The organism is Haloarcula sp. CBA1127 (genome assembly GCF_001485575.1).
Lineage (GTDB): Archaea > Halobacteriota > Halobacteria > Halobacteriales > Haloarculaceae > Haloarcula.
Map to the genome: position 1 here is coordinate 1,579,951 of NZ_BCNB01000006.1, position 20,533 is coordinate 1,600,483.

Annotated in this window: 18 protein-coding genes and 2 pseudogenes; 11 read left to right on the forward strand and 9 right to left on the reverse strand. The window is 60.8% G+C overall.

The genetic code is table 11. The features are described 5' to 3' along the window. Window positions 1-520: 520 nt before the first annotated feature. The 3 genes from AV059_RS12650 to AV059_RS22800 form a co-directional block, all read right to left on the reverse strand. Window positions 521-970: a hypothetical protein gene (locus AV059_RS12650; RefSeq protein WP_058994883.1), complete on the reverse strand. Its 450-nt coding sequence runs from the start codon at window positions 968-970 to the stop codon at window positions 521-523. 49 nt (window positions 971-1,019) lie between these two features. Further along, window positions 1,020-2,435, reverse strand: a complete 1,416-nt coding sequence (locus AV059_RS12655; RefSeq protein ID WP_058994884.1) for a DUF4330 family protein — start codon at window positions 2,433-2,435, stop codon at window positions 1,020-1,022. 222 nt (window positions 2,436-2,657) lie between these two features. After that, window positions 2,658-2,771 carry a DUF2089 domain-containing protein gene (locus AV059_RS22800; RefSeq protein ID WP_228841798.1) on the reverse strand — a complete coding sequence of 38 codons (114 nt, stop codon included), beginning with the start codon at window positions 2,769-2,771 and terminating at the stop codon, window positions 2,658-2,660. 774 nt (window positions 2,772-3,545) lie between these two features. Here AV059_RS22800 and AV059_RS12660 point away from each other — a divergent pair. From AV059_RS12660 to phoU, 7 genes are all read left to right on the forward strand, one after another. Beyond that, window positions 3,546-4,304 (forward strand): helix-turn-helix domain-containing protein, encoded by a 759-nt coding sequence (locus tag AV059_RS12660; RefSeq protein ID WP_058997599.1) that lies wholly within the window; start codon window positions 3,546-3,548, stop codon window positions 4,302-4,304. A 108-nt stretch (window positions 4,305-4,412) separates the two neighbouring features. Continuing rightward, window positions 4,413-6,116: a hypothetical protein gene (locus tag AV059_RS12665; RefSeq protein ID WP_058994886.1), complete on the forward strand. Its 1,704-nt coding sequence runs from the start codon at window positions 4,413-4,415 to the stop codon at window positions 6,114-6,116. 483 nt (window positions 6,117-6,599) lie between these two features. Then, window positions 6,600-7,313 carry a hypothetical protein gene (locus AV059_RS12670; protein WP_058994889.1) on the forward strand — a complete coding sequence of 238 codons (714 nt, stop codon included), beginning with the start codon at window positions 6,600-6,602 and terminating at the stop codon, window positions 7,311-7,313. Between the two features lie 392 nt (window positions 7,314-7,705). After that, window positions 7,706-7,834, forward strand: a complete 129-nt coding sequence (locus AV059_RS22985) for a hypothetical protein (RefSeq protein WP_004957274.1) — start codon at window positions 7,706-7,708, stop codon at window positions 7,832-7,834. A gap of 159 nt (window positions 7,835-7,993) precedes the next feature. Further along, entirely contained in the window at window positions 7,994-9,325 is a 1,332-nt protein-coding gene (gene trkA, locus AV059_RS12675; RefSeq protein ID WP_058994892.1) for a Trk system potassium transporter TrkA, read from the forward strand. 57 nt (window positions 9,326-9,382) lie between these two features. Next, window positions 9,383-9,694: a hypothetical protein gene (locus AV059_RS12680; protein ID WP_058994894.1), complete on the forward strand. Its 312-nt coding sequence runs from the start codon at window positions 9,383-9,385 to the stop codon at window positions 9,692-9,694. A gap of 125 nt (window positions 9,695-9,819) precedes the next feature. Further along, window positions 9,820-10,500 (forward strand): phosphate signaling complex protein PhoU, encoded by a 681-nt coding sequence (gene phoU / locus AV059_RS12685; protein ID WP_058994896.1) that lies wholly within the window; start codon window positions 9,820-9,822, stop codon window positions 10,498-10,500. Between the two features lie 343 nt (window positions 10,501-10,843). Here phoU and radB read toward each other — a convergent pair whose 3' ends face one another. Genes radB through AV059_RS12700 form a run of 3 tightly spaced genes read right to left on the reverse strand, consistent with a single transcriptional unit; the run spans window position 10,844 to window position 12,435 of the window. Continuing rightward, window positions 10,844-11,554: a DNA repair and recombination protein RadB gene (radB, locus tag AV059_RS12690; protein ID WP_058994900.1), complete on the reverse strand. Its 711-nt coding sequence runs from the start codon at window positions 11,552-11,554 to the stop codon at window positions 10,844-10,846. A gap of 42 nt (window positions 11,555-11,596) precedes the next feature. Further along, window positions 11,597-12,058: a hypothetical protein gene (locus AV059_RS12695; RefSeq protein WP_154021031.1), complete on the reverse strand. Its 462-nt coding sequence runs from the start codon at window positions 12,056-12,058 to the stop codon at window positions 11,597-11,599. After that, window positions 12,055-12,435: a hypothetical protein gene (locus tag AV059_RS12700; RefSeq protein ID WP_058994905.1), complete on the reverse strand. Its 381-nt coding sequence runs from the start codon at window positions 12,433-12,435 to the stop codon at window positions 12,055-12,057. Before AV059_RS12700 ends, AV059_RS12695 begins: the two co-directional genes overlap by 4 nt. Before the next feature lie 176 nt (window positions 12,436-12,611). Between AV059_RS12700 and AV059_RS12705 the strand changes: the two genes are divergently transcribed. After that, complete coding sequence (locus AV059_RS12705; RefSeq protein WP_058994907.1) at window positions 12,612-13,379, forward strand: hypothetical protein; 768 nt, start codon at window positions 12,612-12,614, stop codon at window positions 13,377-13,379. Between the two features lie 2 nt (window positions 13,380-13,381). Here the strand turns inward: AV059_RS12705 and larC are convergent. Both larC and AV059_RS12715 read right to left on the reverse strand, forming a co-directional pair. Then, a pseudogene (larC, locus tag AV059_RS23075) lies at window positions 13,382-14,703 on the reverse strand (nickel pincer cofactor biosynthesis protein LarC). 46 nt (window positions 14,704-14,749) lie between these two features. Then, window positions 14,750-15,166, reverse strand: a complete 417-nt coding sequence (locus tag AV059_RS12715) for a universal stress protein (RefSeq protein ID WP_058994909.1) — start codon at window positions 15,164-15,166, stop codon at window positions 14,750-14,752. A gap of 200 nt (window positions 15,167-15,366) precedes the next feature. On the opposite strand from AV059_RS12715, the gene AV059_RS12720 reads away from it, so the two are divergent. Both AV059_RS12720 and AV059_RS12725 read left to right on the forward strand, forming a co-directional pair. Continuing rightward, window positions 15,367-17,592: a CDC48 family AAA ATPase gene (locus AV059_RS12720; protein ID WP_058994911.1), complete on the forward strand. Its 2,226-nt coding sequence runs from the start codon at window positions 15,367-15,369 to the stop codon at window positions 17,590-17,592. A 185-nt stretch (window positions 17,593-17,777) separates the two neighbouring features. Then, on the forward strand, window positions 17,778-18,791 hold the full coding sequence (locus tag AV059_RS12725; protein ID WP_058994913.1) for an NADP-dependent oxidoreductase: 1,014 nt from the start codon (window positions 17,778-17,780) through the stop codon (window positions 18,789-18,791). Between the two features lie 17 nt (window positions 18,792-18,808). Here the strand turns inward: AV059_RS12725 and AV059_RS12730 are convergent, their stop codons facing one another. Further along, window positions 18,809-19,951, reverse strand: coding sequence for a CBS domain-containing protein (locus AV059_RS12730; RefSeq protein WP_058994915.1), 1,143 nt, complete (start codon window positions 19,949-19,951; stop codon window positions 18,809-18,811). 108 nt (window positions 19,952-20,059) lie between these two features. Between AV059_RS12730 and AV059_RS12735 the strand changes: the two are divergent. Next, window positions 20,060-20,379: pseudogene (locus AV059_RS12735) on the forward strand (lycopene cyclase domain-containing protein). Window positions 20,380-20,533 lie beyond the last annotated feature (154 nt).

Genomic DNA, 20,533 nt, shown 5'->3' on the forward strand with positions numbered 1-20,533 from the left:
GCTGCAATTCTCGGCCATTTATTTATTTCACACTCCACGGCTCCTCTGGAACAAAGAGAGTGATCTCGAAAGTGTGAGTGAAGTGCTCCGGCTTCGCTAATTGAGAGACATTCCATCGCAAGAGTGGGTAGTCGGACGTGCCAGTCGCACGAATGGGCCAAGCGCGCACATAGCTGTGCTTGCTAGTTAGGGGACAATCAGCAGTATTATCAATAAATTGCACTCCAGAGTTACCAGACTATCATTTGATGAAGTATCCATATATCCAAGTACACGTGTATTAGCGGTCGTTTTTCGAAGTGAGAAAAGCGAATAGATAGATGAAATCGTTCATACTATCACGGATTCGGTGAGAGAAGAACTGTGAACGGTGGAAAGCGCACATTGATCGTTATTTCTGGCTGCACCCGCGACAAAACTCAGCATAGACTCATTCAAGATTGTTTGAAACTGCGAGCTTCCCACCACGAAGAGAGTATTGGCAAGTCACAGGAGTTTCTAAAGAGAATATTCTGGAACGTCAGGCCGAGCCATCCTCGGCAGATTCTGACTCGCCATTGTCAGTACGCCTTTGTTCCGTCGGCTCTGGTGGTGTCAAGAGAGCGGCTGCGAGTTCGTAGCCACGCGTCTCCGAGAGCGGGTCGAACACATCCGCTGCAAGCCGTTCGAACGCGGTTTTCGCGGCCGACCCCACGGTCGAGTGTCGCCATGCGTCTTCGATATGTGGGATGAGCCTGTCCAACAGTGTAATAAAGGGCCCAACAGCGTACGTCTCACGAAGGTCGATGACGATAATCTCGGGCTCAGGTTCCGTCGTGAGCCAGCGGTAGCAATACGACTTCTGAACGAACTCGCTTGCACGAGCACCGATCACTCGCCCGACATCGACGACCTTTGACCCGTCGGTGATCGCGCTAACTTTTTCCCCGACAGCTCCAATAGGGTTCAGCGACCCGGATTCCTCGGACATCCGATTATATACTGGTTCGAGCGATCCAAGATATCGTTTGTGATGTGGGTCAGAGACCGATACTCACGACCGTCGCTTCGATAGTGATCGTCCCGAGGTTGATGACGACTGTCGAGCCCTGCTGCACGGGCTCGCTTTTGAACTGCACACCGCTTGTCGTTTCACGGACCCGGAGTTCAGTCGTGATGGTGACATCGCGCAGATACGGGTGATCGACGACGTTTACCGTGCCGTTGTCGCCCGTCGTAATGATGATAGATGGTTCAGTGCTGACGCGACTCACGCGGGCGACCGTCGTCCCACCACTGGTTTCGGTCATGCCGGGCCTAATTTCGTCGGCCATGTCCGCGCGAATATCTGTCATCCGCAGCGTTACTGTCCGATTAGTGAGTGTCCCACGTGGTTCGAGTGCGCCGACGCGGTCGATGGTGCCGGAGAGTTCGTAGCTCTCGGTCGAGACGGTGATGTTGTTTCCACGCTGGACGGTGGTGCTGCCGAACTGTTGCTGACCGCCGTTTTCGAGGGTCGCCAGCGAGAGACCGACGAATATGCGTTTGCGGTCGGGGTTCTGTGTCGCGTACGTCGTGACCGTTCGTACTTCGGCTGCCTCGTACCCGGCAACGGTGGCGATGTCGCCGGCAGCGAGACGATTAGCCGTTTCGGCGTCAACAGTCGTCTTGAGCAGCACGTCGGCAGTCGCCGATCGGAGACCGCTGCCGACTTGTTCAATACGGCCATTGAGCGTGTAGTCCTCGGCCGGGAGCGTGACTGTCTGCCCGCGCCGGACCTGTGTCCCGCCGAACCGATGGTCAGATTGCTGAGTGTGGGTGTCGAGTTCAGCTTCGACAAAGACGGTCTGTTCAGTCGTGTTTTCACCTGAGTATGCAGCCACGTCTTCGATGGTCGCAACAGTGCGGCCAGCGAGTCGGATCTCATCACCGGGGGTGACGTCTCGCGCTTCGGCGGTGGCCATGGTGTCTCTGAGAACTACCGTCGTGTCTTCCTGAGTGAAACTGTTGTCACCACCCACTGCACGAATCTGACCGTCTACTTCGTATCGACTCGTCGCGATGGTTAGCGGTCGCCCGAGGCGCGGGGGCGCATTTGCATATGTGAGACTGTTCCCGTTAGGCGGTCCCTGAAGCGTAGCGCGTAAGATGACACGTGTCTGGTTGCCCTGCGGTGTCAGGTGGACGTCCGTAATCGTGATCTCTGAATTACCGTTTGGACTGTACGTATCTCCTTCGGTGATTTCTGTGACGATGTATTCAGGTTGTGTCCCGAGATCGAGGGTGACGTTGGTAGTGTTCGGAGCAGGTGGCTCTGGCTCCGGTTGGAGGACAAGTGCGGCGCCTGCCACAACGACCGCAATGACGAGCAGGGCGGCCAGTGCATCAACGACGTTGACGAGGCCGAAGAGGTTTCCATCCTCGTCGAGGAGGGCCGACGAACGACTATCTGCCATACTGTAGGCATTTTTTCGGAGTGGTTTGGCTGTTTCGTTGTACTACTATGACTGTGCTCCTCTCAATTTCCACTTCTCTAAGTAATTACAGTCCGTCAGTAAAGATACTGCTCTGACTGATCCCCCATCTCCCGGGCCGAGTGTAGTTAGCCGTCACAATCATTCAGGTCTCGCTCCAACCGAACTATGGATACCCCACAACGAGTAAAATCTCAATCGGTTCTATGACTCGTACGACTCTAAGCTCGTCCCACAGTCCGGACACTCACCGTCAGTGATCGTTACCTGCGCGTCACATGCAGGGCAGTAGTCGCGGTAACACGCTGGGTCGCCCATAATTGTCTATACACTCCAATGGATTGAGAAGGTTACCCAGGTTGGGCCAGTCAGCGCGGCGAAGTTGCAAGTATAGCAACCGGCAACCAACTGCTCGCCTGCACCGACCTCTCCGTTTCGTGTGACTTGCAAGGTTGGAATAGACCAGTTGAGACCGACAAACCGACCGAACACAGTCCTTTGTCAATCTGCGGGTGTCCAACCCACGCCAACACCACTGGAATAAGGTGAATGACCGCTGTCGTACCTGACTAGATGGTTGACGACCCAGCCGGCGTATGCCGTATCTGACCGACCAATATGGCTTATTTCGTGGGACAGAGACTTACTCGAAGCCAATCCGGAACCACTGTGAAATGGGAATTGCTTTACCTAGTTTGATAGGTCTGGCAAGTACAATGTTCCAACCTTAGTTGCTGTCTTGCGATTGGATCTAACCTTCGAAAGAGTTGTGGTTATATGATATTTCGTCAAAGCAATCCCTGTTTCCCATGGAGCGCCACGCTTGCTCACATTCTGCGTTGGCTCCGTCCGCCTGCCCGTTCGCCGTACTTGTCGGTGGGCATCTAGGGAAACTTGGCGACGCTTGATCGTCTTCTACCGGAGGGACCACCCGAGTGGTCCCAGCGAAACCTGCTATTGGAAGATACTGTTCTGTCTCGACAGGTGGGCAAACACCGGATCCCACAGAGTGGCTATTAGTATAGCCTCTCGATTTTCAGACACTATCTGTATAGTGATAATGTCCTTGTGCCCGATTCGATTGGTGTCAACATGCGCAACACCGGCGACCAGGGGTCGGCAACTGAGGCAAACCAGCCAGTCGATGGTGCTGGATACGGGCCGGCAAGCCCATCAGAGACGGATGGGACACCACGGGAGAAAAGCCTCGGTGTCGATCTGTGTTTGAGTCATCCGGAGCTGGTTCTGACGGAGGCAGTCGAGAGCAGTCCGGACATAACAGTCCGTCCGGAACAGATGGTTGACGACGGGACGTCGAGTTTTCTGGTGATAGAGGCCGTCGGTGAGAGTCTTGACCAGTTCGAAACAGAACTGAAGGGGGATAGCACGGTATGCGAGCCCGTCGTGTTAGACTGGACGGAGACGAACCGCGTCTATCGGGTCGAGGTGGCCGACAGCGCCGTCCGACTCACGCCCTCGCTCGTCCGCGCCGGTGGACGGGTGCTCGACATCGAAGGGGCGGGTGGACAGTGGCAGGTACAGGCGCAGTTTCGGTCGCGAGCAGCACTGTCGCAGTTCCGATCTGAGTGTTCTGAACGGAATATCACGTTTAGACTTGATCGACTGTACTGGACCTCTGGGGAGGTAAACGCCGGCGTATGCGGACTGACCGCAGACCAGCAAGTCGCGCTTGAGACGGCACACAGAGAGGGGTACTTCGACGTGCCCCGTGGCATCTCACAGGCTGAGCTGGCGGACAAACTCGACATTTCGCCATCGGCGATGTCACAGCGGATTCGGCGGGGGATGGATCAGGTCGTTGGGTCGGAGCTCGGATTATCCGATGAGTAAGTAGTTGGGACGTGCCGACAATTGTCGTTGAATTATCAAGTGTGCCTAGAAGTGACAAGGGGACTATGTGCCAAAAAGGATATTGTCCCGCTGTGACACTCGTACTGTATGAGACACCAGATCGTGAGCGGGATCTGCGCTTTACTCCTCCTCTTGACAGTCGCGTCTGTCTCCGTAGGTGTCGCTACCGCAGCGGACGCCGGGCAGGATACTGAATACACAGCGACGGGCAACGAAACAGCGCCGGCCATACAGTCGACCGAGCCCACACACGCTGCTGCGGACGGGCCGAACGGAACCGCGTTCGTCTGGGAACGGATAGACGGCGAGCGGCTCAGCGGGTATCGGATCGCAGTGACCGTTAGTTCGCCGCAGGAAAACCTCTCAGTCTGTGCGCGTGCGAACGGATCGTCGGCCTGTACGTCGGTCGGCCCGAACGGAACCGCAGCCTTCACAACTCCCGGAACGGCGGGACTCGATGATCTCTCTATCTCGCTCTACAACACGAGCTCTAACACCACGCTAGATCGGCAGTCGGTGTCTCTACAGCCGATTCAGCGTGCCGGTGATATTGACGACGACGGACTCAACAACAGCAACGAGGTCTCTCAGGGGACAAATCTCACTGATGCTGACACTGACGGCGACGGGCTGACAGACGGTGCGGAGGTCCACCAGCACGGGACGGACCCAACGGCCGCAGACACCGATGAAGACGGTGTCGCCGACAGGACTGAGATTCAACAGGGTACCGACCCGCGACAGGGTGACACGGATGGCGACGGGCTGTCGGACGAACGCGAACTGTCACTTGGGACAAATCCGACCGTCGCCGATACTGACGGCGATGGGCTGTCCGACCAGCGAGAGGCGTCTGGCGAGACCGATCCGACCGACGCAGACACGGACGACGACGGCATCCTCGACGGTCGGGAACTGGAGGTCGGCACGGACCCGGTACAGGCTGACACTGACTCCGACGAGGTCGCCGATGGGCGGGAGCTGGCAATAGGCACGGACCCGACAGTTGCCGACACTGACGGAGATGGGGTAACAGACGGGACAGAACTCGAAGCGGGCACCGCGCCCACCAAGAGCGATACGGACAGTGACGGCCTCGACGACGGAAAGGAACTGGCGGCTGGCACGTCCCCGACCACCGCTGATACGGACAGCGATGGTCTCAGCGACGGGCGCGAGGTTTCGGACCTCGGAACGGACCCGCTTGCGACCGATTCGGACGGTGACTTCTTGACCGACCGCCAGGAAGTCGCCTGGGGAACGAACCCGAACAGCGTGCTGACGCCGGCCTGGGTGACGAGTTCGCTTCTTGGGTTCCTCATCGGAATCGGGCTGACAGTCGTAGCGATCAGGCGTGGCTGGGTCACGGAGCTTACCGTGGCGGCCAGACTGTACATCTATCGCCGCCTCGAACTGGACCGAGAGATAATCGAGGTCAACCGTGAAATCGAGGCGACGGACAGGGTGGCCGAAGCTGACCGTACAGATATCGACGCGGACACCGCGGCTGAAGCCTTCGAGCAAGCCGACCGGAAACTCACGCCTGACGCACGGCTCGTGAAACTGATGCTGCAGGTCGAGAACGGCCGTATGCACCAGACCGACATCGTTGAGGCGACGGACTGGTCGAAAGCGAAGGTCAGCCGCCTTCTTTCGCGGATGGTCGACGACGACGAAGTCGTGAAAATCCGTCTCGGCCGGGAGAACCTCATCTGTCTGGAGCGGGCAAAACCCGCAGCCGCGAACTCGCCACACGCAGGTGATATCAAGCCACCGACGCCCGGCGGATAAACCGGCTTACGGCCCGGATAGCCGAGTCGATAGTGGCATCACTGTTCACTACCGACGTTTTTCGGGTGTGTCTCCGCCAAGTGCAACTGTTCGCCACGGTCACAACAGTCGTAACTGAAGCCACAGCTATAGTCGGCAGACACAGTAAACGATAATTTCGGCCCTCTGGCTCCTCTATGACCAACAAGCAGCAGAATTAGTCCGAGATACAACGCCTTCCGCAACTGTGAATATGTGTATTTGTAGACAGTATTTACCGTCGTAGTGGTGAAACAATTTAGTATGCTGTGTGAAACAGCCGTGGAACAGAGTTCTTGACCCAAAATCCCAGAAAATAGGTGTAGGACCTTCAGAACGCTGTTTTATCGCGTACTGTCCCCGGATAAATCGGCCATTATCGACCCGTTAAATCGGCGAAACAGTCGCAATCGGCGGAACAGTCGACCCGGTATATATCGGTTGCTGGAAAAGGAACGAGCGAACATGTCTATAGCTGAAACGACTTCCGAACCCACGACAACTGAGGCCGAGGAGTCCGCGACAGAGGAGTCGGCGTCTGCGGAGTCCACATCGGACGACGAACTCACCCGCGACGACCTCTTCCACGTCCTACAGTGTCGTCGCCGCCGTCTGGTCCTCAAGTACCTCCACGAACACCCCGGCGACGAGCCGGCCGATATGAGCGACATCGCAGAACACATCGCGGCGCTGGAACACGACACGACGGTCGATTCGCTCCGCTCGAAACAGCGCCAGCGCGTCTACATCGCGCTGTACCAGTCTCACCTCCCGAAGATGGACGACGCAGGCGTCATCAACTACAATCAGGACCGCGGACTCGTCGAAGCGACCGCACTCGCGGACTCCTTCGACGGGTATCTCGACGAGGAACCATCGCTCCTGTCGACGCCGGCTGCTGAATCGACGCCGCCGACAGAGTCTCTCACCGATCATGACCGGACAGACACCCACACGTCGGCCGATGAGCGGTGGTCAGGTCGGTATCTCGGGACCGCGTGTGCCACACTGATTACGGTCGGTGGACTCACACTTAGCGGGGTCACAGTGCCGGGCGTCGCCGTCGCGCTCGTCGTGAGCGTGGTGTTTGTAGCACTGGCGGTGAGTCATCGGCTCTCACTGTCGGCACCCCAGCCACTTACTGACCGCCTACGGGCCGCTCTCGATACGGACAAGTAAGCTACGGACTGGACAGATGCGTGCACACAGCGGTACATCCGGCGGGAGATAGTGCTTGCTGCCGACAGTCGTATCTAGTGCAGTCCATCGTCTTGTACTCGCGTCCACAGCCACGTCTACAAATAGTCACTAAGTTGCCAGCGTGACGGTGAGCGGCAGTCACGCCGACTGGCGACGGGAGAGTAGTCACCTGCTACTAAGCGAGCTGCCCGCTAAGCGTCCGCGACGCGTTGGTCAGAACCTTAGACAAGATTGTGTAGCTATCGCGTCACAGTCGCTGCGGTCGGTTCGACGAACAGACGGGCGCGAGCGACAGAAATGCGCGTCTACCGGGTAGATAGCAGGCGTAAAGAAGCATATAATCAAACGATGGGGAGACAGATGAAGTGTGTATGACCGACTACGCCAGTATGCGAAAGGCGATCGAAGAGACGAAAGAGTCGTTCGATTCAGTCGAACGGTTCCAACGTCGGTCAGCCCTCTGCCCCTGGTTAGACGTGCCGCTCCGAGATGAGCCGTAAGCGGCTTGAAGACTACATCGTCACCGATGAATCAGCACTCGTTCATCGCCGGGTTCGATAGCCCGGCCGCCCCCATGGGGTTGGCCCGCCGGCCGGATGAAAATACACTTCACCCACCGGTGGAAAGCTGATGCACATGTATCAGGCGGAGGCGCAGCCGTGTATATCGTAATCGTCGGCGCGGGCGAGGTCGGTTCGAACATCGCCGAAAGCCTCGCGGAAAGCCACGAAGTCGCCGTCGTAGATATCGATCCTGACCGTGTGGAGAGCCTGATGTACGAGGCCGATGTGCTCGGTGTCGAAGGGGATGGTGCGGAACTCGACACGCTCTCGGAGGCCGGTATCGAGAAAGCCGACGTACTCATCGCCAGCACCGACGATGACGAGACGAATATCGTCACCTGTGGGACGGCGATAACGGCCGCTGACCCGTTCACTATTTCCCGCGTCAAGAGCGCGAAGTTCCTCCGGACCTGGGAGAAATCCGGGGGCGCTTTCGGCGTCGACCACATGGTTGCGACAAACCTGCTTACTGCGGAGAATATCGCCCGAGTAATCGGGCTTCCAGGCTCGCGGGACGTGGAAACATTCGTCGACGGACAGGTCCAGATGGGTGAGTTCGAGGTGCGTGAATCCAGTCCGATTGCGGACCAGACCGTTGCGGAGGCCGACCGCTACGAGTCACTAACCTTCGCTGCCGTGTTGCGCGGTGACGAAGTCATTATCCCACGCGGCGAGACCGTTATCAGGGAAGGTGACGACATCATCGTCATCGGTAGTTGCGAAAGCGTTCGTCTGTTTGCAACTGAAATCGCACCGGAGTCAAAGACGACGCAGAATGTCCTCATCGTCGGCGGAAGCGACGTCGGCTATCACACCGCACGACTGCTTCAGGATCGCGGTATCAAGCCACGGCTCATCGAGCAAGACCACGACAGGGCGCGCGAACTCGCGGAGGACCTGCAGGGAACAACCGTACTGGAAAGTGATGCAACGGATAGCGAATTCCTCGAACGGGAACACGTCTCAGACGCCGACGCCGTGGTTGCGACACTCGATAGCGACGAAAAGAACCTCTTGGTGACACTGCTGGCCAAGCGGCTCGGTGCGGAGCGAACCGTCGCCGTCGTCAACTCCGGCGAGTACGTCGACCTGTTTGAGGCCGTCGGCGTCGACGTGGCGGTCAATCCCCGCGAGACGACCGCCGAAGAGATCACGCGGTTCACCCGAGAGTACGACGCGACAAAGGTGGCTATCATCGAATCCGACCGCGCCGAGGTACTGGAAATCGAGATAGCCGCCGACAGCGTCCTCGCTGGGCGACCGATCCAGGAGTCGGTACAGGAACTGCCGACCGGCGTGGTCATCGGGGCCATCAGCCGCGACGGCGAACTGGTCATCCCCCGTGGTGATACCGTCATCGAACCCGGCGATCACGTCGTGGTGTTCGTCGACGCTGACTGCCTGGAAGCGGTCAACGACAAATTGTAGCCGTGCCGAGGGGGGCGCTCCCAAGGGATTAAGCCTGTCTCCCGCCTCAGCCAGTGTATGGCTCCCGTTGCGGACCGTATCGTGCTCTCGTTTGCCCCCAGCGCCGCCGATGGGGACCCGTGGTCTGGCGTCGATACCGAGTGGATAGTCGACGAACTGCGCGGGGACATCTATCAACAGTACCTCCGACGCGCCCACGGCGGCCCGGTGGCCGTCGGCGAGGAGTGGGACGAGTTCGTGAGCTGTGGCTGTGCAACGCCACAGGACGTGGTGTTGCGTGTCGAACGCATTGAGGGCGGAACAGCACTCGGCGACACGACAACGCTGGACGTTCATCCCCGTGACGACGCCGAGGCAGTGTCACAGTAGTCGGTTTTCGCTGTCGGGTATGCCTGTCCCTGCATAGCACGTCCGCCGCACCGCGACGCCGGCCGGTATCGGGAGATATTGGGAGAAGGGAAAGGCTGATGCATACCACTAGCACATTCCGGACTATGCCACGCGATTCCTATCAGGAGGGACTGAACTCGCTCCGCGAGGACGTCCTCTATATGTCAGAGATCGTCCTCGAACGGCTCCGGCTTGGTCTGGACGCGCTCGAACAGAAAGACGAAGAGATGGCCCGAGAGGTCATCGAGGGCGACCACGAAATCAATCAGCTGTATCTCGACCTCGAACAGGACTGTATCGACCTGCTGGCGCTGCAACAGCCGGTCGCGTCCGACCTCCGCTTTATCGCTGCGTCGTTCAAGATCATCACCGACCTCGAACGCATCGGTGACCTCGCCACGAACCTCGGCGAGTACTCGCTCACTGCTGAACGCGATGTGTACCCCGAAGTCGACATTCAGGATGTCGCCGACGTGACCATCGAGATGGTCGAAAACGCCATGGAAGCCTACCGCGACCAGGACGCCGACCAGTGCTATACCATCGCCGACATCGACGACGAGGTCGACGAACGGTGTGAGGCGGCCTCCGAGATGGTCGTTCGTGACCTCATCGAGCGCGAAATCGACGCCGACTCCAGCGAAGCCGAAATCGAGCAACTGATGGCTGACGTGTCCCGGCTCCTGCTGACGATTCGTGACATCGAGCGCGTCGGGGACCACGCGGTCAACATCGCCGCGCGGACGCTGTACATGGTCGAGAACGACGACGACCTCATCTACTGAACCTTTTTCATCGTCGGGTCGCCGAAGGCGACCGCTCTCTGCACACGGGCGCGAAGCGCCCGTTCGCATGGTCAGCGGGACCGAAGGTCCCGCTCGACTCGAAAAACGTTCATGAAAAAGGCCGAGCACGGCACGCCGTGCTCGGTGAAACCGCGCTCGCTCCGCTCGCGCGGTATGCATCACTGGAACTACAGCAGCACGAAACCGCGACAGCCACACGCCTCCCCAACCGACTGCGTTGCTCGGCTCGCTTTGCTCGCCTGTGCGACTCGTCCCTCGCGCTTGCGACGCGGCCGTCGCCGCGACGGCGCGCGCCCGAGACTGCTGTCGAGATCAGAGCGACCTACTGCGGCGTTTCGGGCGTGTCGTCGCCCACCAGTCCCGAGTCAGTGATGCGGAACTGAGCCGTATCGCCGGCCGGTTTGGCGCGGTGTTTCTCCAGCGTGGCGCGTCGGTTGCCGCCACGGAACCGGTCCAGACGGACGATAGCGCCCGACCAGTGGTTCAGGGTGTGGCCACCAAGCGCCGTCGAGCGGTCGCTGTCCGGGTCGGTGAACACCTGATTCGTGTACAGGACGGCGATGTCGTGTTTGCGGGCCAGCGAGAGCAGGTGGGTAATCTGGCGGGCCACGTCCCGTAGCGTCTCGCCACCGTCCTCGTCATCCCGGCGGAGCCGGTAGAACCCGGTCGCGCTGTCCAGCACGATAAGTTCGACCTCGGCGGCGAACTCGGCGGCGTCCTGCACGGCCTCGGCCTGCTCGTCGTAGTCCAGCGCCTCCGTGATGATGAGCCGGCCGGCGAGGTCATCCACAGTCTGAGCCGTCCCGCGTGCGCGGCCGCTGGCGACCTGCTCCATCCGGTCAGCCGAGAGCCCTTCGGTGTCGATGTACAGTGCCGCGTCGCCAGCGGCGGCGACTTCCATCACCGCCGAGAGGGCGAAATTTGTCTTGCCGGCCGCTGGCGGGCCGTACACCTGCGTGACCGCACCGCGCTCCAGCCCACCACCCAAGAGTTCGTCAATCGCGTCACACCCGGTCGGGACGTACTCGCTCACGGGCAGTGGTTGGGCAGGTTCGGATAAAAACGCTCGCAACTCTCAGTCCCGGCGGGGGAGAAAGCGGTCAATAGTTTCGCTCACAGCGTCGGGGTCATCCAGTTGCTCACGCGCGAACCGCATATCGAGGTCCCAGTGCCGGTGAAGCACAATCCCCTCGTCGGTAGTGCTGTAGCCATTGAATGAGTCCCATGTGGCGACTGTCTTACCGAATGGGATCGATCGTTCGATGCCGGCCCCACTGAGGGTGTAGGTACGTGCCTGGGTTCTATTAAACGGCATCGTCGCAACCGGGAGCAGGAACTGACCGACCGACCAGAGCCACGTGCTGTGTTCGGTCAGGAATACGACACCAAAACTCGCACAGCCAACGAGGAATACCGGAAGCATCGTCAGGACCAGCCGGTTCCGAGCGCGGTCGGGCCAGCCGGCGGTAAACGATTCGTACTCGGTTACGTCGGCTAGAACTACATCGGTGTAGCGCGAGCGTGCAATGAAGCTCATCGCCAGACCAGGGACGACCGCAGCGAGCATTCCGAAGAAAAATCCAACGAGCGCCAGAGCACCGTATTCCGGCGCAAAAAAGAGTGTGGCAATCGCGTAGCTAGCCGCAAAAAGTAGCGGGAGCCAGCGGGCCTGTGATCCCCCAGCGCAACCGCGAGACCGGGCCGTCGCCACGTCGCGAGCCACCCGAGGCCGGTGACGACTGCAACAGTCAGGAGCGCGACGATGTAGAGGGCAGCGTCGGCATCGACGCCACCCCAGACCGCAGTCGCCGTGACCGTCGGCGCGACGGCCAGCAGCGCAACGAACAGGCCAAGCACAAACGCAAACATACCGTCAGTGCTTCGGTCAGCCCGCTTGGCGGCGATTGTTGACATATCTCAGAAATGACTACGGTAAAATAAAAAATGGTCGACCTGTCTGCCTGTGGCGGGCCGGCATATCCAACGAGTACCGCCGTGACGGCGTCGGCAGACCGACCATAGATAGCGGAGTCGGGACGGTCATCCTGACACGCCAGCACGCGTAAGTGAGTTGCGGAGTAATTACGGTCGTGATTGTCGTCGCCACCGAAGACTTCGAAGTGTACCATGGAGTCGTCAACGAGCTACGCGACCGTGGCGTGGCGTTCACGACTATCGAACCGGGCGACGAATGGCCCGAGGAGGCGGCTGTCGCGGTCATCGCGGCGGGGGAGTCGGTCGAAATCCCCGACGGTATCGACCTCGTGCAGGCGGACCCGGACACACCGCGTCGCGCCGTCGAAGCTGTTATCTCGACGCTCCGGGGTGGCGACGGTCGCACCGTCATCGGTATCGACCCCGGCGAACGGCCGGGTGTCGCGATTCTCCACGGCGACATGGTCGTTGCAGCGTTTCAGGTGCCCGCGGCGGACATCACCGAAATCGTCCGCGAGGAAGTCGAAGACGCGGTCGACCCGGTCGTTCGCATCGGCGACGGCGCGCGGCTCGTCGGCGCGCGCATCATCGACGAGATCCAGTCCGTGCCGGTCGAGCTGGTCGACGAAACAGGAACGACGCCGTACCTCGGCTCCGGGGCACGCGGGATGGGCGACGTGCTGGCCGCGGTCAACATTGCCCGCCTCGACGGCGAGGAAATCGAAAGCCGGACCATTGAGCCCACGCCCGGCGAACTCCAGAAAATCAAGGACCGCTCGCGGGAGGCAAGCGATACAAATCGGGCGATCAGCGAGGACCTCGCCCGGCGGGTCGCGACCGGCGCGCTCACCGTCGAGGAGGCGCTAGCTGAACATGACAGCGACAGTCCGACCGCCGACGAGAGCGAACCCGACAACGGATAGCGCTACTCTCGGACCATCCGCTCGGCCCGCTGCATCACCTCGCGGACGGGGAGTCCGGTCGCGTCCGCGACGGCCGCGGCGTTGTCGTACTCCGCGCTCACGTCGAACACCGTGCCGTCGGTGTCGCTTGCGACTTTGACCGTGACCTCGAACTGTTCGCCGTCGACAGAGAGTACAACCGTCTCGTACTCCCGGTCGGCGACCCAGCGGTGGCCGGCCCCGGATTCGCGCACGCCGAGCGTCCCGGTCGCTTCGGCGAGACGGCGCGCGACCCGCTCGGCGTCTTCCGGTCTGCAGATGACCTTGATGATGTGGCCGGGCCGTGATTTCTTCATCGTCGTCGGCACTATCGACACATCACGTGCGCCGACATCCGGGAGCGAGCGCTGGAGGTCGCCAAGCACCTCTGGCGGAGCGTCGTCGACGTTCGTTTCGAGCACCGTGATTTCGTCGCGGCGGAGTCGTCCCGCGCTGTCGCCGACCATCGCCCGCAAGACGTTGGGGCGGTCGTCGAGGTCCCATCCGCCAGCGCCGTACCCCGACGCGTCGATGTCGAGCGGCGGGAGCGACTCGGTCCCGTCAGCGATATGGGCGAGAATCGCCGCGCCGGTCGGCGTCAGGAGCTCCCTGTCGATGGGGCCACCCTGCAGCGACCAGTCGGCTTGCTCCGCAATTTCGACCACCGCGGGAGTCGGAACCGGGTAGGTGCCGTGGCTCATCTCCACGGTGCCGCCCCCGTCGCCAGCGGCGTTGTTACGACCTGCTCGACGTCGAGATCATCCAGCAGGAGGCAGGCCCCGACGATGTCGGCGATGGCGTCGTCCGCCCCGACCTCGTGGAAGTGTGTGTCGTCGAGGTCCGTCCCGTGAACTGAGGCCTCGGCCTCGCCGAGTATCTCGAAGATTGCCAGCGCATCCGCCCTGACAGCCCCCGGCAAGTCCATCCCCTCAACGAGTTCGACGACCTCGGCGTACGTTCTGCTTGGGCCGTGACCCTCTGCGTGGGTGTGGTCGTGGTCGCCGTGGGTATGAGAGTGTGCGTCGTCCCCAGTGTGGCCGTGTTCATCGTCGTGAGAATGGGAATGCGAGTGGTCGTTGTGAGTGTGGTCGTGGGAATCGTCGCCATCACAGGCGGTGTCGGATAACAGCACTTCGACGCGCGTTGCAGCAATCCCGCAGCGGTCACCCTCGGAGACAGCGTACTCGATATCCAGTGTGTCCTCAACCACCGACAGGGCGTCGCGGTCGGCTCCGGCAGCCAGCAGCGCCCCCAGAAGCATATCACCGGCCGCGCCCATCCGGCCGTCGAAAGCGAGTGTTCGCATACCCGGAGGGTCAGGCCGCGCCAGTAAAAGCCCTCTTGCTACGTCCTCAAGTCCGGCGGACGATGTGGATATCGTAGTCTTCGCCGTCTGTGACTTCGCCGATAGGGACGACGATGTCCTCAGTGTCGTCGCTGCCGAGGAACACGACGCTGGCGTCGACATCGCGGGCGGTCTGTCTGATCGTCGTCGACAGTTCGCTGGTGGAGTGAGCGCTTACGTCGTCGTAGCGGAGTTCAGAGTCGTCGGTCGCCTCCTCGATCTTGCGCCGGAGGTCGTCAGCGGCGGTTTCGGCGGCGAAGTCCTCGGTCGGGTCGACGCGACGGCGGCGCTCGGCGTAGTCGGCCCCGGTCGGGATGAACGCGACGGCGACGACGTCCTCGTCGAGGGCCGCGGCGTAGGAAACGGCACGGTCGAGCGCGGCGTCTGCGAGCGGTGACCCGTCGAAGGGAACGAGAAATACCATATCGGCGCTATCGCGTCCAGCCTTATGAAACGCGGCGATGGCGGCAGCCTGTGTTACCGCCACTCAAGCCGGAGGGTATTTGCCACTTCTGTGCGGTATGCTATTAGGTATCATATAAACCCGTCGCCCTGCGTCTTGGCCGCCGGTAGCATAAAGCATATCTCCGGGGCTACCCGAGTTCGTTGTAAGCAGGCTCTACTATGAACGAAGTCCAATTGGAAGTGGCGAAAGCGTACCCGAACGATTCGGGGCGCGGTATCGCCAGACTCGACCCCGATACGTTGCTGCACCTCAAGCTCTCTCCCGGCGACATCATCGAGATCGAAGGGAGCGATACGACCGCGGCCAAGGTGTGGCGGGCTGACCGGCAGGACTGGAACACTGACACCGTCCGCATCGACGGCTTCACGCGCCAGAACGCCGACGTGGGCATCGGCGAGCGCGTCACCATCCGGAAGGCCGAGGCCGAGAAGGCCGACAAGCTCGTCCTCGCGCCGCCCGAAGAAGCGTCGGTCCAGTTTGGTTCCGACGCCGCCGGCATGGTTAAGCGGCAGATATTGAAACGGCCGGTCGTCGAGCGCGACATCGTCCCGGTGATGTCATCGACGAATCATCCGTTCATGCGTTCGCCCGGGCAGGCCATCCCGCTCATCGCCGTCGAGACAGAGCCCGAGGGCGTCTGTCTCATCACCGAGGACACCGAGGTGGAACTCCGCGAGGAACCGATCTCCGGCTTCGAGAAGACCGGCGGCGGCATCACCTACGAGGACATCGGCGGGCTGCAAAACGAGATCCAGCGGGTGCGAGAGATGGTCGAGTTGCCGATGAAACACCCTCAGATCTTCAAGAAGCTCGGCATCGAGCCGCCACAGGGGGTCCTGCTCCACGGCCCGCCCGGCACCGGGAAGACGCTGCTTGCGAAGGCTGTCGCCAACGAGACCTCTGCTAGTTTCTTCTCTATTGCCGGCCCCGAGATCATCTCGAAGTACTACGGTGAGTCCGAACAGCAGTTACGCGAGATCTTCGAGGACGCGAGCGAGGAATCGCCCTCGATCATCTTCATCGACGAGCTGGATTCCATCGCGCCCAAGCGCGAGGACGTAACCGGTGAGGTCGAGCGCCGTGTCGTCGCCCAGCTACTGACAATGATGGACGGCCTCGAATCACGAGGGCAGGTCATCGTCATCGCCGCGACGAATCGCGTCGACAGTGTCGACCCAGCGCTGCGCCGTCCCGGCCGCTTCGACCGCGAGATCGAGATCGGCGTGCCGGACGAGGTCGGTCGCGAGGAAATCCTCCAGATCCACACCCGCGGTATGCCGCTGTCCGACGACGTGAACCTCGCGAAGCTGGCGACGGACACGCATGGCTTCGTCGGGGCCGACATCGAGAGTCTTACGAAGGAGGCCGCGATGAAGGCGCTCCGCCGCTACCTCCCCGAGATCGATCTGGACGAGGAGGACATTCCGCCGAGCCTCATCGACCGGATGATTATCAAGCGGGACGACTTCAAGGGCGCACTCAACGAGGTGAGTCCATCGGCGATGCGGGAGGTGCTGGTCGAACTCCCGAAGATGTCCTGGGACAACGTTGGCGGGCTCAGCGGGCCCAAAGAGCAGGTTCAGGAGGCCGTCGAGTGGCCGATGAACTCCCCGGAGAAGTTCGAACGCATGGGCGTGACGCCGCCGTCCGGAGTGCTGCTGTACGGCCCACCCGGCACCGGCAAGACGCTCATGGCGAAAGCCGTCGCCAACGAGACCGACGCGAACTTCATCTCGGTCCGTGGCCCACAGCTGCTCTCGAAGTGGGTCGGCGAGAGCGAGAAGGCCATCCGACAGACGTTCCGGAAGGCCCGCCAGGTGGCTCCGACCATCATCTTCTTCGACGAACTCGACTCGCTGGCACCGGGTCGGGGCGGCGAGATGGGGTCGAACGTCTCCGAGCGCGTCGTCAATCAGCTCCTGACCGAACTTGACGGGCTGGAAGAGATGGAAGACGTGATGGTCATCGGCGCGACCAACCGGCCGGATATGATCGACCCGGCGCTGATCCGTTCGGGTCGATTCGACCGGCTGGTGATGATCGGCGAGCCCGACGTCGAGGGCCGCGAGCAGATCCTGAAGATCCACACGGACGACACGCCGCTGTCGCCCGACGTGAGCCTGCGCGAACTGGCCGAAGTCAGCGATGGGTTCGTCGGCTCGGACCTCGAATCCATCGCCCGGGAAGCTGCCATTGAGGCACTCCGTGAGGACGACGACGCGGCGGAAGTCGAGATGCGCCACTTCCGGCAGGCGATGGATAGCGTGCGCCCGACGATCACCGACGACATCCGCGAGTACTACGAGCAGATGGAAGAGGAGTTCAGGGGCGGCTCCAGCCCGCAGCGGCAGGCCGGGAGCGGCGGCCGGATCGGCTTCCAGTAACTCTGACTCTCTCGGTCCTGCTCCTCGCTGCGATTCGAGCACGGTTTTTCGGTTTTGCTGTCCCGATCAGCAATGCCCTTCCGCCAGCTGCACAATACCTGTGGATAATTATTAGATAAACTATAAAACCGGTGCTTGTTTCTCCTTTCGAAGCCCCCTTTCGGGTCCCAGGTGTATAGGGGGTGATGTCGAACACTAACCGCGTTTACCGGCTAGCGAAGCGCCCCGAAGGGACCCCCGACCACGACACGTTCGAGCTTTCCGAGGAAGAAATCCCTGAACCGGGGCCCGGCGAGGTGCTCATCAAGACGCTGTACCTCTCTGTCGACCCGTATATGCGCGACCGAATGCGCGACAGCGAATCGTATGAAGAGCCGTGGGACGTAGGCGACCCGCTCAAGGGTGCCGTCGTCGGTGAGGTCGTCGAATCCAACGGCGCACGCTTCGATGAAGGTGACGTCGTCACTGGTGAGCTAGAGTGGGCGGAGTACGCCACGGCACCCGGACCGGTACTCACAGAAGTCAACCCCGAACTCGCACCGATTTCGACGGCGCTCGGCGTTCTGGGGATGCCGGGCCTGACAGCGTACTTCGGCACGCGTGAAGTCGCACAGCCGTCCGCCGGGGATACGTTCGTTGTCACCGGAGCCGCCGGGGCCGTCGGCTCCGTTGCGGGCCAGCTCGCCAAGCTGCAGGGCGCACGCGTCGTCGGCTTTGCCGGCTCCGACGAGAAAGTCTCGTTCCTCGAAGATGATCTGGGCTTCGACGTGGGCATCAACTACAAGACGACCGACGACTACCGGGCCGCACTGGACGAGGCCGCACCGGACGGCGTCGACGCCTACTTCGACAACGTCGGCGGACCGATTACCGACGCGGTGTTCACGCGACTCAACACCGACGCCCGCGTCGCCGTCTGCGGGCAGATCTCGCTGTACAACAGCGAGGAGATACCGATGGGGCCGCGCAAGCTGACACAGGTCATCCAGTCCCGTGCGACCATCGAAGGCCTCCTCGTCTCCGACTTCGAGCCGCGGTTCGAGGAAGGGACGAAGCAGCTCGGTCAGTGGGTCGCTTCTGGCGACATCTCCTATCGAGAGACCGTCACCGAAGGCATCGAGAACGCGCCCGACGCGTTCCTCGGGCTGTTCGAAGGTGAGAACATCGGCAAGCAGCTCGTGCAGGTCGCCGAGCGATAGAAAAAGCGACTATCCGGTTATAGTTCGCCGAGTTTGCGGAGGAGCTGGCCGCGGTACTCCTCGTCGGCCTGGACGCCTTTCAGTTCGAGGACGTTACGCTCTAGCTTGTCGAGCGCGACGTTGAACGCGGTTTCAGCGCCGTAGCCTTCGCCTGAGCCGGCCGCCTGGCCCTTGTTGGTCCGCAGTCGGATCTGACACTGGATGAGCGGCGTGCCACGGAGCTTCTCCTTGTGCTCGTGGAACCGGACGTGGGCGTGCTGGACCTGCATCGCCCCGTACTTGTCCGCGACCGCCTCGATGTCGGCACGGATATCCGCACGGGAGATAGTGTCCAGCAGCTTGATGTTCGTAATCTGGACGTCCATGTGTTCTTCTTCGGTGTAGGTCAGCGCACGGAGCACGTCGGTCTTCGTGAGGATGCCGGCGACATGGGTGTCGTCGTCTTCCGGCGTGACGACGAGCCCGGCGAAGTCGTTTTCGAGCATCCGCGCGACGGCGTCCTCGACGGAGTCGCCGAGTTTCGCCGTCTCTACCGGACTGCTCATCACGTCGTAGACGGGCATATCGAGCACGCGCTCAATCTCGCCGGAGCGGTCGCCCCGCGTCGTCTTGTTCATGTCTCGGACGACGACATCGACAATATCGTGGCGCGTGACCATCCCGGTCAGGCCATCGTCGTCACCGAGCACCGGAAGCCGGGAGATACCGTGCTTCCGGAGGAGGTTCACGACTTGCCCGACGTTGGTGTCCTCGGACACCGTGATGACGTCTCGCGTGTAGATATCCTCGACGCTCAGCGCGTCGAGGTTGTCGAGAACCGCGTCGAGGATATCGTCCTCGGTGACGATACCCCAGAGCTCGCCCGCCTCGAACACCGGCGCGAGCTTGACTCCACCCTCGACCAGGACGCGCGCGACTTCGCGTACGTCATCGGTGCGCTCGACCTTCGGTGCCGAGCGCGTCATCGCCCCCGCTTTCGCGTTGTCCTCGACATGGGACTGGACCAGCTGTTTCTGCGTGATCACGCCAGTGTAGTCATCGTCTTCCGTGACGATGATACCCTTGGGATTCTCGCGTTCGAAGATAGACCGGACTTTCCCCAAGCGCTTGTTGGCGTCAACCTCGACAAATTCTCTGGTGGCGATATCAGCAATATCCATAGTTCTTCACAATTCGTAGATTCGACGTGTGGGGTTATCAAGGTTGGTTTAGTCCCCGGAAACCGAGAGACGAACTAAGCTTTAGGCCGTTGGATCTAAGGTGGCTGTATGCTACCTGACATCGGTGTCTTCGGCCCCTACACGTATCTGGTCACAGAGGTTGTCTGGGGACTGTTGCGCTCGCGTTGCTCTGGCGTGCCAACGCCCTCCGGATGGCGGCCAAGACCATCGTCGTGCTCTATCCGATCGCCTACGTCTGGGATTGGTACACGCTGACCGTCGGTGTCTTCGCAATCAAACTCCGAACCGGTGTCGACTTGCTCGGGATTCCCATCGAAGAGCATATCTTCATGATTGTCGTTCCCGCGCTCATCCTCGGTATCCACGAGAACCTCCACGGTCTTTCGTCCGGGTCGAACAGCGAATAGTTAGAAATCAGACATTGGTTTCAGCTGTTAACCGCTCCCGAGCCAGCGTTACAACTGGAAGGAAACCTATTCACTGGAATTGCTGATTTCACGCTCTGCAGGCCCTGCTGACTCTATCTGTACTATGCAGGCATCTCTCACAGTATCTATATGT

Bases quoted from the DNA above. Each gene is read 5' to 3' on its own strand.
- AV059_RS22800 (WP_228841798.1), bottom strand. From the start codon at position 2,771: ATGGGCGACCCAGCGTGTTACCGCGACTACTGCCCTGCATGTGACGCG.
- AV059_RS12670 (WP_058994889.1), top strand. From the start codon at position 6,600: ATGTCTATAGCTGAAACGACTTCCGAACCCACGACAACTGAGGCCGAG.
- AV059_RS12660 (WP_058997599.1), top strand. From the start codon at position 3,546: ATGCGCAACACCGGCGACCAGGGGTCGGCAACTGAGGCAAACCAGCCA.
- AV059_RS22985 (WP_004957274.1), top strand. From the start codon at position 7,706: ATGACCGACTACGCCAGTATGCGAAAGGCGATCGAAGAGACGAAAGAG.
- AV059_RS12650 (WP_058994883.1), bottom strand. From the start codon at position 970: ATGTCCGAGGAATCCGGGTCGCTGAACCCTATTGGAGCTGTCGGGGAA.
- AV059_RS12700 (WP_058994905.1), bottom strand. From the start codon at position 12,435: ATGTCAACAATCGCCGCCAAGCGGGCTGACCGAAGCACTGACGGTATG.
- AV059_RS12665 (WP_058994886.1), top strand. From the start codon at position 4,413: ATGAGACACCAGATCGTGAGCGGGATCTGCGCTTTACTCCTCCTCTTG.
- AV059_RS12720 (WP_058994911.1), top strand. From the start codon at position 15,367: ATGAACGAAGTCCAATTGGAAGTGGCGAAAGCGTACCCGAACGATTCG.
- AV059_RS12655 (WP_058994884.1), bottom strand. From the start codon at position 2,435: ATGGCAGATAGTCGTTCGTCGGCCCTCCTCGACGAGGATGGAAACCTC.
- AV059_RS12680 (WP_058994894.1), top strand. From the start codon at position 9,383: ATGGCTCCCGTTGCGGACCGTATCGTGCTCTCGTTTGCCCCCAGCGCC.
- AV059_RS12715 (WP_058994909.1), bottom strand. From the start codon at position 15,166: ATGGTATTTCTCGTTCCCTTCGACGGGTCACCGCTCGCAGACGCCGCG.
- AV059_RS12730 (WP_058994915.1), bottom strand. From the start codon at position 19,951: ATGGATATTGCTGATATCGCCACCAGAGAATTTGTCGAGGTTGACGCC.
- phoU (WP_058994896.1), top strand. From the start codon at position 9,820: ATGCCACGCGATTCCTATCAGGAGGGACTGAACTCGCTCCGCGAGGAC.
- AV059_RS12695 (WP_154021031.1), bottom strand. From the start codon at position 12,058: ATGAGCTTCATTGCACGCTCGCGCTACACCGATGTAGTTCTAGCCGAC.
- AV059_RS12725 (WP_058994913.1), top strand. From the start codon at position 17,778: ATGTCGAACACTAACCGCGTTTACCGGCTAGCGAAGCGCCCCGAAGGG.